An 11,969-nucleotide genomic window follows, 5' to 3' on the forward strand; every position below is an offset into this window, starting at 1 on the left:
AGAAAATGAGCCGAAAACTATCAGGTAAAAATCAAGTGTGAAGAGAGCAAAGCCTGATGTATGAATAGGAACAGAGGGTTCGTCATATGTTATTGGGCACAAACGAATACAGCGGTGTTAAGAACTGCGCAGAAAGAATAGAGGTTTATTGAGTTTTTGGTAAGTATTCAACTATATGCCTTTGAAAATGAGAAAGATATATGGAGGTTGAGGTTGTTTTCTTCATTTTGTTTGCCTAAACTTATTCAGCAAATTACTTCTCCCCGCTCCTGCTTTGTTCTCAAGGCATGGGCTGCAAGAATGAGTTACAGGCTTTCCAACAGCTCTCCTCGTGCGGTTCTCAGCAAATAAATTCCAGAGAAACGGTTCTCCCCTGATTTTTGAAAACCAACCCTAAAACGACGGCATCACCAAGCAAGGAATTCACACCATGATGGGTCAGTCACCTCTTTTAAATGGCAAAAACGGCTTCCCGCCCCGTGTCTGGCGAGACCGCAGCGGGTGGTTCTCCACTCCGGTTGTTTTCCACAAACAATCCCTGAGCACAACACCGTGCCTAAACTGCTTCTCCCCGTTCTACCGTTTCTATGGTTTGTTTCTGCCTTTTACCTTCAGGCCTAAACCAACCATGGGCCACTCCGTCTGGCGGAATAACAGAAAGCAGAACCTGTCCAGGTAAATAGAAATCATTCGTTCGTACAGATCAAAGTCTTGGGGCCTGAGCCTCAGGACTTTCTCGTTTAAGGGGCATATTTATGAAAACAGGCGCTAAACATCCTTCGTAGACGCTTCTCTTATAAGCCCCTCAGCCTTGAACCGCCTCTGATTTGGCATAGAAACCGGTAAAGAAAAGAGTTGTGCTCTTTGCGCAGCGTCAAAATATTTTCTGATGCAATGTTCTATTTATAGTCGTTGGTAATCAGTGGTTTGGGTTATAGAACGTATATAAAAGGGGCGCTTTCCTGTACTATCTAAAGTAAACTGAATCAATAAAAATATAGGAAAAGTAATTTTCATACAAAGTTAAATCCTATATTACCTTAGTGTTATACCAAAATAAACGCCTATGCTCACCGGACGTGTCAACGCACCAGAGATAAACACCCGCCACGGTTGGCTGAACACTAACCGCTCCTACACCCTCCGTGATTTCCGAGGAAAGATTGTTCTTCTGGATTTCTGGACCTTCGGGTGTATCAACTGTCAGCACATCCTGCCAGACCTGAAACGGCTGGAAAAGGAATACGCCAATGAACTGGTGGTCATTGGCGTGCACTCCGCTAAGTTCGATGCCGAGAAGCGGCAGAACGCCATCCGGCAGGCCATTCTCAAGTTCGGGATTGAGCACCCTGTGGTGAACGATGCCGATTTTGAGGTCTGGAAACAATACGCTGTGAATGCCTGGCCTACGGTGGCCCTCATTGACCCAGACGGCAAGGTGGTGGGTCAACGGTCCGGAGAAGGCATCTATGACATCATCAAACCGCACCTAGACGACCTGATAGAGACGTTCTCTGACCGCCTGAACCGCGAGCCTTACGTGTTCAAGCCCGAGGTGTTGGAGCCGTCTTCCCTGAAGTTTCCTTCCAAGTTGATCGCGGATGAGGAAGGCCACCTGTACCTGTCAGACAGCGGCAACAACCGCATCCTGAAACTGGATACCACCGGCAAGGTGCTGGAGATCATCGGCAGCGGCCAGGAAGGCTTCACCGATGGCTCCTCTGAAGAAGCCTCTTTCCATGAGCCCCACGGTTTGGCCCTGCACGGCCAGTTTCTTTATGTTGCCGATGCCAGGAACAATGCCCTCCGGAAAGTGGATCTCGTCCACCGGCAGGTGAAAACCATCGCCGGAACGGGGGAACTGAGCTACTACTTTTTCCATGAAGACCAGGGCGTGCCCGTCAACCCTAACAGCCCTTGGGACCTAGCCATTGACGGAAACCATCTCTACATTGCCAGTGCCGGAAACCACCAGATCCTGCGCATGGATCTGCCATCAGAGCAGGTGCACCGCTTCGCCGGTACCGGTCGTGAAGCCCTCGCCGACGGGAACATTCATGAGGCAGCCTTCAACCAGCCCAGTGGCCTGACCCTGCAAGGGCGCATGCTCTACGTCGCCGACCCCGAGGCCAGCGCAGTACGCGTCGTGAACCTAGACAAAGGCTCCGTGAAGACGCTCATCGGCCGTGGGCTCTTTGAGTTCGGGGATGAGGACGGCGACTTTGATGAGGCCTATCTGCAGCACTGCATGGGCATCACCGCCCACAACAGAACCCTTTACCTGGCGGATAGCTATAACGGAAAAGTCAAAGAAATTGACCTGGATAAAGCGCGCATCAAGACAATTGTAGCGGGCCTGGAAGAACCCAACGATGTGCTCTTCCACCAAGGCTTCCTCTGGATTACCAACACCAACGCCCACGAGCTCTGGAAAGTGAACCTGAGTACCGGTGAACGGGAGATTGTGCTGGTAAACGGCTATCTTCCAGTAGAGAGATAAACGTTAGCCCTGGCCAACATCAGCAGTCAGGCACCCACTCAAACCACCAAACTGAGCGGTTGAAGCGACGGCGCTTGTACGCGCTGGGCCTGTTGGATGTGGCGTTGCTGGTGCAAAATCAGAAACTCAAAGGCTTCACCCAAACGCATCTTGAGCAATTTGAAGAACTCCACCGGAATGGCTTTCCGGTTCAGGTCGGCTTTGTGGGCGGCAGACAACAGGTGCAGCAACTTTTCCTGATGCTGTAAAAACTCCGTCAGGACCGCTGTGGTGAGCTGGCTGTTGTGCGGGTTCATGTGCTTCAGGGTCTTGTGCTTCTTCGCATTGACGGGGTTCACCAGGTCCAGTGACTTCTTCCCCATCCAAGAGTAACGCACGGGCTGTGGGGGTACCGGCGTAGCAGTAGCGGTGAGGGCACGTTCCAGGTGCGGCAAATAGAAGCGGCTGTAGCGGTTCAGATGCTCCAGGCACTCCAGAATGCTCCAACCCGTGGCATGCGGCTTGAAGTTGAGGGTAGCGTCATCTAAAGGCAGGAACTCAGACTGAAGAATGGTCTTCTGGGCTTGGGCCTGCTGTTGCAAGGTTGAGAGGAAAGTGGCTGTGTCCATGGTCTTTGTCTTTTGGTTTACTCAAAGGTAGAAGCCGCTTCCCCGCCAAACCTTGATTCAAATCAAGAATTACATAATGCGGCTCAAAGTCTCTGGGGTCATGCGCAAATAAGAGGCAATGTACTTCTTGGGCACCAGCTGGAAGATATGCGGGCTTCGGCGCAGCAGCCGCTCCAAGCGCTGGGCGGGGTCGGGGAGCTGCAGGTCCACCTCGCGCTCAATCTTGCCCACCAACGCCTTCTCCAACTCCATCCGCCAGAACTTCCCAAATACCGGCCGTTTTTCCTGAATCAGGTCAAAATCGGTTTTGCTGATCGCCAGCAACTCACTCCGGCGCAGGGCCTGAATGCAGTACAAAGAAGGCGTCTGCGTCACCAAAGAGGGAAAGGAGGTAATCAGGGTGTTGGGGTACGCGAAACCCACGCAGATGTCCTCGTCTGGGGTAGGCAGGTACAGCCGTAGCGCCCCGCTCTCCACAAAATACAGGTGTTGCTCCACCTGCCCTTCCCGGATAAGGAAATCGCCGCGGTTTACGGTGTAGCGCTTCTTCCAGAGGGGCAGAAACGCCTCTACGTCATCGGGGGTGAAAAGCGGAACCTGGTTGAGCAGAGAAGCCAGCATGGGCAGCGGGTTTTAGGGCTGTTTTCTTAAAAACAAGCGAAAAAGGTACAGGAACTAATGTTAGGTTTTTTTAGCTTGCCTAGTAGGGAAGATACGTATTATCTGTATTCTTTCACGTAATTTTAAAGGCTCAACCTTCTGGAAAAAGCCCTTGGCCCGGAGAAAACAAGAACTCTCACGCGGCAGGTTAGCTCATTTTCAGACCAGATGATATAGATAAGCTATGGCGTTACTTTTTAATGATTTCGCGAGTTGGGGACAGCATTGCCAGACCACGGGAGAACCGTTGTACAAGGCAGTGTTGGCCTATGAGATAGAGCAGAAGGGCCGCACCGAGGAACAGATCTGGGACGGGCTGCAGCGGGCGTACGATGTCATGAAAGATGCCGTGAAAACCGGATTGACCCAAGACATGACCTCCCGCTCGGGCATGGTGAACAACGGGGCCAAGAAAGTGGCCGCCGCACCCGTAACGGTGTTGTCGCCGGAGTTTCAGCAGCTCATTAGTCGGGCGCTGGGCGCCAAGGAAGTGAACTCGTGCATGGGTCGGGTAGTGGCGGCGCCTACTGCCGGGGCTTCGGGCATCTTACCGGGCATCCTGACTACCATCCAGGACCTGCACGGACTGGATGACCGTAAAATCCACGAAGGTTTGCTGGTGGCCGCCGGTATTGCGCTTATTATAGAAACGAATGCCTCTTTGGCCGGGGCCGTAGGCGGTTGCCAGGCCGAGACCGGAAGCGCCGCGGCCATGGGCGCCGGCGCCATCGTGTATTGCCTGGGCGGCACCGTAGAGCAGGCCTTCGCGGCCGTGGCCATTACCATCCAGTGCATGCTGGGTTTGATCTGTGACCCCGTCGCTGGCCTGGTGGAGGTGCCTTGCATTGTGCGCAACGCTAGTGCGGCCGCCATCGCGTTTTCCAGTGCTCAGATTGCTATTGCCGGTGTGAACCCGGTCATCCCTGTAGACCAGTGCGTCATGGCCTTGGGCGAGGTAGGCCAGAGCATGGAAACCAAGTACAAGGAAACCGCCCTGGGCGGATTAGCCAACACCCCCAAAGGCCGAGAGATTGAAAACCTGGTGCTGGTGCAAGACGTGGAAATCCTGCCGGATGAAGACAGCGTGTAATTGATTGATTGATTGACCGATCCCCGTTTATGGCAGGTTTTCTGAAAAACAAGCCTAAAACGGGGATTTTTTGTTTTTGCCTTGTAGGGGCAATCCCTTGTGGTTGCCCTTTTGCCATTGTGAGCAAAGTTTAGGGCAACCACAAGGGATTGCCCCTACAATTTATAATTGGGCCTCCTGCACGGTCACGATGTTCAGGAACTGCTCATTCTCATCCCAGCTAAGGCGGTAGAGGCTGATCTTATCCTGCGTCATGACATCAATTTTGATGATCCTTTTGACATCGGCCAGAAACCGGCTCCGGTTGAGGGGCTGTTTGTTCAGGAGGATACGCAGATGGCGCTGTTCCTGCGGCACCTGGAAGTAGTCCAGCACATCCTCCAGTTTCAGGAGCGTTTTCTTATTTTTAAGCTTGATCAGGTACACCCCGCTGCTGGCCGCCGGACCCATGGATGCCAGAATGGCTGAGTCACGGTACGCCTTCACAATGACAATCTCCTTGGGGTCTACCACCAAAGAAGCATAGTCGGTTTCCTGGGAGCCCAGCAGCAACAGTGGTTCATGCATCTGCACCGATGCCAGTCTGGGCATCGGCCTTGCCGGAATAGGCTCTAAAGAAGGCAATGCCTGGGCATAAAGAGACTGGCCCCACCCACCAGCGGAGAAAATAACCCCAAACAAGAGAATGGCCAGTGTTTTTCCCATGAGGCTAAGCTACAGCTTTTTATGAAAGAACGACAGCGGCTGGCCCTTTCGTCTGCGCAAAGCGCAGCAATTAAGATCCTTAATAGTTGGGGATGTTGCTCACGCTGTTTCTGGTCAGCAGCAAGCCCAGCATCATAAGCAGGCTGGAGAGCAACACCACGAAGAACAGCACACTTTCGTTCATGCCCACAATGTCATACTGCGCGGGAATGCTGAAGAAAAGCAGGATGGTAATCAGGCCGCGGGGCGCGATGAAAAGCTCCGGAATAAGCGGCACCCGCGCAATGTACTGCAGGTAGGCAAAGCGCACCAACAGGATGATGGAGAAAATGGTGAAGCCCATGACCCAGACATCCAGTTGGAAGAGTTCCTGCAGGTTAATGGAAAACCCGAAGAGCAGGAAAAAGAAGGTCCTGATCACGAAGGCACTCTCCCCGTTAATCTGTTTGAGCTGAATGATCTCGGCTTGCAGCGACGTCAGGCTGATGTACTTGCCCAGGCGGTCTTTGATAAAAAGCGCGGCATTGTTCAGCATCAGGCCAAAGCACAGCACCATGAGCAGCGAAGACAGGTGAAATTTCTTTCCGATGGAGTACAGCAGAATCAGGATGGCAATGATCAAAAAGAACTTGATATGGCTTTTGATCTTGTCCACGAAGAACAGCAGAAGAAGACAGCACACCACGGAAATCAGCAGGATGCTGCCCAGGTCCACGGCCAGGGAAACAAAGGAACCTACCCCCACCTGCTCGTTCTGGATGGCAAAATTGAAGGCCACAATCCCGATGATGTCTGAAAAGGTAGCCTCATACACGATAAACTCTTTTTTCTGGGCGGTGAGGTTGCTCACGCTGGGGATGGCAATCGCGCTGCTGATTACCGCCAGCGGAATGGCGTTGACAATGGCCACCTGGTAGGGTACTTCTAGCCAGAAATTGATAAACCAGGCAATAAGCGCCGCCGTGATGAGCAGAGTAAGGGTAGCCGTGAGCAAGGTTTTCCGGATGAGGGGAAGCTTGTCGCGGCTTAGCTCCAGGTCCAACGCGCCTTCCAGCACAATGAGAATCAAGCCAATAATGCCAAACAACTCCAGAATGTTGCGCAGACCCGGTAGAGTGACGTTGAAAGAAGAGGCAAGTACCTGAAGGAGAATGCCGGTGAAGAGCAGCAGAATAACGGAGGGTATCTTAGATCTTTTCGCCAGCAGGTCAAAGACATAGGATAGAATGATGAGGCTGCTAAGGATGATCAGAAAGGTATAGGCGTCTAATGTCATGCCGTCTGATTAAGTGGAAAAATAATACGAAGGCCTGCTTCTACAGAAGGCAAAACGCACCCAGTATTTGAAAAGTATTGAAATAAGTAAGCCGCCCGTAGGGGTAAATGTTTCCTGGGCGGTCTTCTTTGGGCTACTAAGGGACACAACCCTTCTTACGGGAAAGCTTATTTTCTGGCGAAGGTTTGGTTTTATAGCTAGGGTAGCGCTTCATTGATCTTCTCCATTCACGTGAATAAAGTTTTATCTGATTCTATGAAATTGACGGTTGACTCCAAAAAACTTTTCCTCTCCGCGGCAGCCTGCGTTCTGCTGGGCTTCTCCAGTTGCTCTGTCCCTGATATGAAAGTAAGCGAGAGCTTTCAGCAGGAGGCCACGGCCATGCCTGTGGAGGGGCGCTCTCCTTTCAGGGTGTCACTGGGCAAAGAGAAGGGGTTTGGGTTTGGCGCGTACCGCCTGGAGGACATCACCCGCGGTTGGACCCGCCGCACAGATCTGGGCAACCTCATCCAGGTAACGGAGGGCTACCAGAAGTACAGTTTCGGGCTGCGCGATACGGTGCAGGGGAAAACGGTGGAGGTGCAGGCCGCGGCCATGCTTAACGCCGTCACTGCCCAGGCCAGCGGCTGGTCTGCAGACCTGAACAAGCAGCGCGAGTTCCTGCAGGTGGCCTTCCGGTCTGCGGAGAGCGGCGACTGGCGCCTGGCCCTGGCAGACCCCGGGAACTACATGGAGCGGCGCAATTTCACCGGCAAGCTCACCAACGGCACCTATGAGATAGAAGTCCTGCCGCTGTACAAATGGGAGGGGAAATCCTTGCCCTCCGGCACAGCCCTGGGATACGAGTTCTCCCGCGACGGGCACGTGCTGGCCAGTGTACAGACGGTGAACAGCGGCAAAGTATGGTTTCGGAACACCCTCAGCCCAGATCTGCGGCTGGTGCTGGCCAGTGCCTGCGGCTCGCTGCTCCTCTACAACAACCTTGACGAAAACAATCAATAAGGCCCCGGAACCAATCTAAGGCCCAGGAAGTTACCGCCACAGATGCGTTTTAGAAGCACCTGTGGCGGTTTTTGCTTTTTCATGATTTATTTAGACCCCGCAGTATCAAAAATCCTTTCGCATCTTCGTTTAACAGTTATCCAATTCTAACCTGAGGGGCACTTCCGTGCTTCTATCTTATATGAGAGATTTCTTTTGGTGGTGTGCCGGGGCCGATGACCACATTCTGTCCCAATGCCCTAAGTCTGAGCACATCAAATTCGGGAGCATAGGCGCTACGGTCTTGTTCACCGGCATTTTGGCGGCCCTCTCGGGTGGCTATGCGCTCTACACGGTCTTTGACTCCGTGGTGGCTGCGGCGGCTTTCGGATTGCTGTGGGGCGCCGTGATCTTCAACCTGGACCGTTTCATTGTCTCCACCATCCGGAAGGAAGGCAAGTTTGGCAAGGAGTTCCTGCAGATTCTGCCGCGTCTGGTGTTGGCCTTGGTGCTGGCCATCGTGATCTCCAAGCCGCTGGAGCTGCGTATTTTCCAGAAAGAAATTGACAGCGTGCTGGAGGAGAAGAAAGCCCAGTTGGCTCTGGAGCACCAGAAACTGATCAACCAGCAGTTCACCGAGGCCGATTCTGTGCGCAAGGACATTGACCGCATTAAAGCCGAGATAGGAACCAAGTCTGCCCAGCGCGACACGCTCTACACGCAGATGAGCTCCGAAAGCGACGGAACCGGCGGTACGAAGAAAATAGGTCGGGGACCCATCTTTCAGGAGAAAAAGGCCCAGTATGACAAAATAGACACTGAACTGAAAGTGCTGCAGGAGCAGGCTTCCTTGTTAATAGCCCAGCGCCAGAAACGCATTGACACTCTTGCTGCCCAGCGCGACAAAGCCATTGCCCAGGGGAAAGCCCGCTTTGAGGACTACGGCGGCATCATGGCCCGTATGGAGGCCCTGGACAAACTGCCGTTCATGCCCAGCTTCTTCATCATGCTGCTGTTCATCTGCCTAGAGACCGCGCCTATCTTTACCAAGCTCATCTCCAAACGCGGCCCCTATGACGATCTGCTGCGCGATGTAGAGTCAACCACTGAGTTAGACAGCCTGGAGAAACTGGAGCACCGCCGCCGCGAGTACGACACCCGCAAAGTCATTGATGAGGCCGGCAAAGAATCCCGCATGGAGCACTACAGCCATAACCGCCGCGAGACCGTGAAAGCAGACGCCGACACTGATCTGGAACTGGCCCGCACCAACGCCCACGCCCGCCTCAAAACCGGCAAAGAGAAAATCCGCCGCGAAACCGATAGCTACATGGACGCTCTCTAGCCCTGCCTAAACCCCAAGATACAGTTCAAATAAAACATCAGCGCCGCTCCTAGAAATAGAAGCGGCGCTGCTGTTTTAGGGGTGTTTTTAGAAAATCGGTTCTAAAAGGTCATTAACTGAAAAAGTGTTTAAGGCTCGTTTTAACAAAAAAAGGCTAAAAACGGCTTACTGTCTTTTGATCAGCTCCGGGTGGTTTGTCATCACGCCATCAGCGCCCATCTGGAAAAGCTTCTGGATGTTTTTGGGGTCGTCCTCGGTCCAGATAAAGGTTTTGAAGCCCTGGTTGTGGAGCGAAGTGATAAACGCCTTGGAGGCGAAATGGCGGTGCACGTTAATGGCCGTGGCTTCTGAGTAGCGGTCAAACCCCCCGAACTTGAGCTCATGGTCAATGAAGACGGGCAGGAACGGAATTTTGCCGACGATTAGCTTCTGCGTGGGAATCACGAAATCGGCTTTCCAGATGCGGTCCAGGATGGGGTCATAGAAAGACTGCAGCACGCACCACTCCTCGGCACGGTTCTCCCGGATAAGCTGAATGGTCTTTTCCTCCAGGCCGGGGTAATAGTCCTCCTCGCCCTTCTTCAGTTCAATGAGCAGTTTCTTTTTGCCTTTCACCGCGCGCAGAACCTGTGCCAGGGTAGGAATGCGCTCGCCCGCAAAGGCAGAGTCCAGCTTAATGCCGGCATCCAGTTTCTTCAGCTCCGCCAGGGTAAGGTCGGCCACGCGGCCGGTACCGTTGGTGGTGCGGTCCACGGTGGGGTCATGAATCACCACAACCTCGCCGTCTTTGCTTTGGTGCACGTCTATCTCTATGAAATCGGCTTGGGTTTCCAGGCCTTTCTTCACGGCAGCCAGGGTGTTCTCGGGCGCCAGGCCGGCCGCACCACGGTGCGCGATCACCTGTACCCGGCGGGCATTTTTCTTCAGTGTGATGCCCGGTTCAGCGTTGCCAGAATCGCCGCAGGCCCCGAGGAAAAACAGCAGGAAAGGCAGGATTGCCTGCCTTTTCCACCATTGTCTCTTACGGGTACGGGATCTTTCGCTCATAGAAGCGCTGGCCTATCTGTAGACTTCAGCGTTGAAAGATAATACAGTTTTCCAATTCAGCCAACGGCCGCAAAAAGCAATTGCCTAATTACAGGATGTCTACCTGGCGGGTGATGCTTTCTTCCAAAGAAATGAAAGTTTCGGTGCGTTCCACGCCTTCAATAGCCTGTATTTTCTCGTTCAACACCTCGCGCAGGTGCAGGGTGTCACGGCAAATGATTTTGGCAAACATGCTCCACTGGCCAGTGGTGTAGTGCATCTCAACAATCTCGGGTACTTGCCGCATAGAGGTAACCGCCGTCTGGTACGCTGAGCCTTTCTCCAGGTAGATACCAATAAAGGCGCAGATGTCATAACCTACCGCGTTGGGGTTGATGAAGAGGTGCGATCCTTTGATCACCCCTAAATCCTCCAACTTCTTCATGCGCACGTGTACGGTACCCCCAGAAACTTGTAATTCTTTGGCAATGTCTGTGTAGGCTCTGGTAGCATCTAGCATCAGCATGGAAAGAATTCTTCTGTCAAGATTGTCAATTTCTGAAACTTGGGCCATTTTATAGATCTATTTTTAACAATTCTACAACGAACAATAATCCTTTTTAGGGATGTGCTAAGATACGAAAAATAGTTTTACGGATTTATCAATTTAATCAATAAAATCATATATTTGTTTTAATGAAATAAAAGAAAGTTTAACATATTTATAAATTTTCTATGGAAGGTGATTTGATTGAAGAGCTAGATGTGAGCCTGGAGGCAACTTTGGCCCAATTGCGAGGCGAAGCTACCATTGATGTGCTCAAAGTCCAGCAGGCCATCATTAGGGCTACGCACCAGTTCATGTTTGAGCGTGGCTTGGTGCAGGTCATGCCCCTCATGCTCTCGCCTATCACAGACCCCTTGAACCATGGGGTGGTAGATGCGGCCATCTCCTATGCCGGATGCCGCTGGAGCCTCACCAAGTCCATGATTTTTCATAAACAGTTGGCGCTCTTGAACCCAGACCTGGAGGCTTTGTATATTGTGTCACCTAATGTTCGTTTGGAGTTTGCCGACCGTGCGTTTACGGGCCGTCACCTGTTTGAGTTCACCCAAGTGGACTTTGAGTTCCGTGACAAAGAAGGGGCCTTTGTGCGTTCGTTCATGGAAGACCTGCTCCGCTACCTGTTTGCGGCCGTGCAGCGCGACCTACCCGAGGTGCTGGCCAAATACCGCCCCCAAGGGCTGTGCCAGATAGGCGAACTAGAGATTTTCCGCACCGAGGACCTGGAGGCGCAGTACGGCCCGGAGTATGAGCATGTCAAGTCCAAGGAAGCTTTGCTGCCTTTCTGGCTCCTGAACCACCGCCGCGAGTTCTATGACAAAGAAGACCCCACCAAGCCGGGCACGTACCTGAACTATGACCTCATCTGGCCCGAGGGGTTCGGGGAGGGGTTGTCCGGGGCCGAGCGCGAGAACGAGTACCACCAGATCCGGAAACGGATGGAGGAGACCGGCGCGAATCAGGAGGCGTTCAAGCATTACTTGGAAGTGGCTAAAAAAGGATTGCCGCATTCCGCCGGGGCGGGCTTTGGCGTAGAGCGCATGGCCCGGTTCATTTGCCGCGTCAAAGACATCAATGACGTGGCTTTGTTTCAGCGTAGGCCCGGAATGCCAGCACTTTTCTAACAAAATCAGGTAATTGCTAGTAAAAAGCAGCGTTTTTAGGCGGTTTTTTAGAAAACTCCCTAAAAACGCTTTTCATTTCACCGTAACCT

The 11,969-nt window shown here is 52.7% G+C and carries 11 protein-coding genes; 5 read left to right on the plus strand and 6 right to left on the minus strand.

The window, feature by feature from the left end; all coding sequences use genetic code 11:
* Window positions 1-1,066 precede the first annotated feature (1,066 nt).
* A complete protein-coding gene (locus FOA19_RS08405) occupies window positions 1,067-2,500 on the plus strand; it encodes a thioredoxin-like domain-containing protein (protein ID WP_149090287.1) in 1,434 nt (477 codons plus the stop codon).
* A gap of 38 nt (window positions 2,501-2,538) precedes the next feature.
* On the opposite strand, the gene FOA19_RS08410 is transcribed toward FOA19_RS08405, so the two are convergent.
* Together FOA19_RS08410 and FOA19_RS08415 are read right to left on the minus strand one after the other, a co-directional pair.
* Window positions 2,539-3,108 carry a DinB family protein gene (locus tag FOA19_RS08410; RefSeq protein WP_149090288.1) on the minus strand — a complete coding sequence of 190 codons (570 nt, stop codon included), beginning with the start codon at window positions 3,106-3,108 and terminating at the stop codon, window positions 2,539-2,541.
* Between the two features lie 69 nt (window positions 3,109-3,177).
* Complete coding sequence (locus tag FOA19_RS08415) at window positions 3,178-3,729, minus strand: Crp/Fnr family transcriptional regulator (RefSeq protein WP_149090289.1); 552 nt, start codon at window positions 3,727-3,729, stop codon at window positions 3,178-3,180.
* A 223-nt stretch (window positions 3,730-3,952) separates the two neighbouring features.
* On the opposite strand from FOA19_RS08415, the gene sdaAA reads away from it, so the two are divergent.
* A complete protein-coding gene (sdaAA, locus tag FOA19_RS08420) occupies window positions 3,953-4,858 on the plus strand; it encodes an L-serine ammonia-lyase, iron-sulfur-dependent, subunit alpha (RefSeq protein WP_149090290.1) in 906 nt (301 codons plus the stop codon).
* Between the two features lie 162 nt (window positions 4,859-5,020).
* On the opposite strand, the gene FOA19_RS08425 is transcribed toward sdaAA, so the two are convergent.
* Together FOA19_RS08425 and FOA19_RS08430 are read right to left on the minus strand one after the other, a co-directional pair.
* Window positions 5,021-5,563 (minus strand): hypothetical protein, encoded by a 543-nt coding sequence (locus FOA19_RS08425; protein WP_149090291.1) that lies wholly within the window; start codon window positions 5,561-5,563, stop codon window positions 5,021-5,023.
* A gap of 79 nt (window positions 5,564-5,642) precedes the next feature.
* Complete coding sequence (locus tag FOA19_RS08430) at window positions 5,643-6,839, minus strand: cation:proton antiporter domain-containing protein (RefSeq protein ID WP_149090292.1); 1,197 nt, start codon at window positions 6,837-6,839, stop codon at window positions 5,643-5,645.
* 255 nt (window positions 6,840-7,094) lie between these two features.
* Between FOA19_RS08430 and FOA19_RS08435 the strand changes: the two genes are divergently transcribed.
* Both FOA19_RS08435 and FOA19_RS08440 read left to right on the plus strand, forming a co-directional pair.
* The gene (locus FOA19_RS08435) at window positions 7,095-7,841 is read left to right on the plus strand and encodes a hypothetical protein (RefSeq protein ID WP_149090293.1); all 747 of its coding nucleotides are present in this window, start codon (window positions 7,095-7,097) and stop codon (window positions 7,839-7,841) included.
* 181 nt (window positions 7,842-8,022) lie between these two features.
* On the plus strand, window positions 8,023-9,165 hold the full coding sequence (locus FOA19_RS08440; RefSeq protein ID WP_149090294.1) for a DUF4407 domain-containing protein: 1,143 nt from the start codon (window positions 8,023-8,025) through the stop codon (window positions 9,163-9,165).
* Between the two features lie 165 nt (window positions 9,166-9,330).
* Here the strand turns inward: FOA19_RS08440 and FOA19_RS08445 are convergent, their stop codons facing one another.
* Together FOA19_RS08445 and FOA19_RS08450 are read right to left on the minus strand one after the other, a co-directional pair.
* On the minus strand, window positions 9,331-10,212 hold the full coding sequence (locus FOA19_RS08445) for a glycerophosphodiester phosphodiesterase (RefSeq protein ID WP_149090295.1): 882 nt from the start codon (window positions 10,210-10,212) through the stop codon (window positions 9,331-9,333).
* Window positions 10,213-10,300: 88 nt separating this feature from the next.
* Window positions 10,301-10,765, minus strand: a complete 465-nt coding sequence (locus FOA19_RS08450; RefSeq protein ID WP_123128412.1) for an Lrp/AsnC ligand binding domain-containing protein — start codon at window positions 10,763-10,765, stop codon at window positions 10,301-10,303.
* A gap of 161 nt (window positions 10,766-10,926) precedes the next feature.
* Here FOA19_RS08450 and FOA19_RS08455 point away from each other — a divergent pair, with 161 nt between their 5' ends.
* Window positions 10,927-11,880 carry an asparagine synthetase A gene (locus FOA19_RS08455; protein ID WP_149090296.1) on the plus strand — a complete coding sequence of 318 codons (954 nt, stop codon included), beginning with the start codon at window positions 10,927-10,929 and terminating at the stop codon, window positions 11,878-11,880.
* Window positions 11,881-11,969 lie beyond the last annotated feature (89 nt).

Source organism: Rufibacter hautae, from assembly GCF_008271695.1.
Classification (GTDB): domain Bacteria; phylum Bacteroidota; class Bacteroidia; order Cytophagales; family Hymenobacteraceae; genus Nibribacter; species Nibribacter hautae.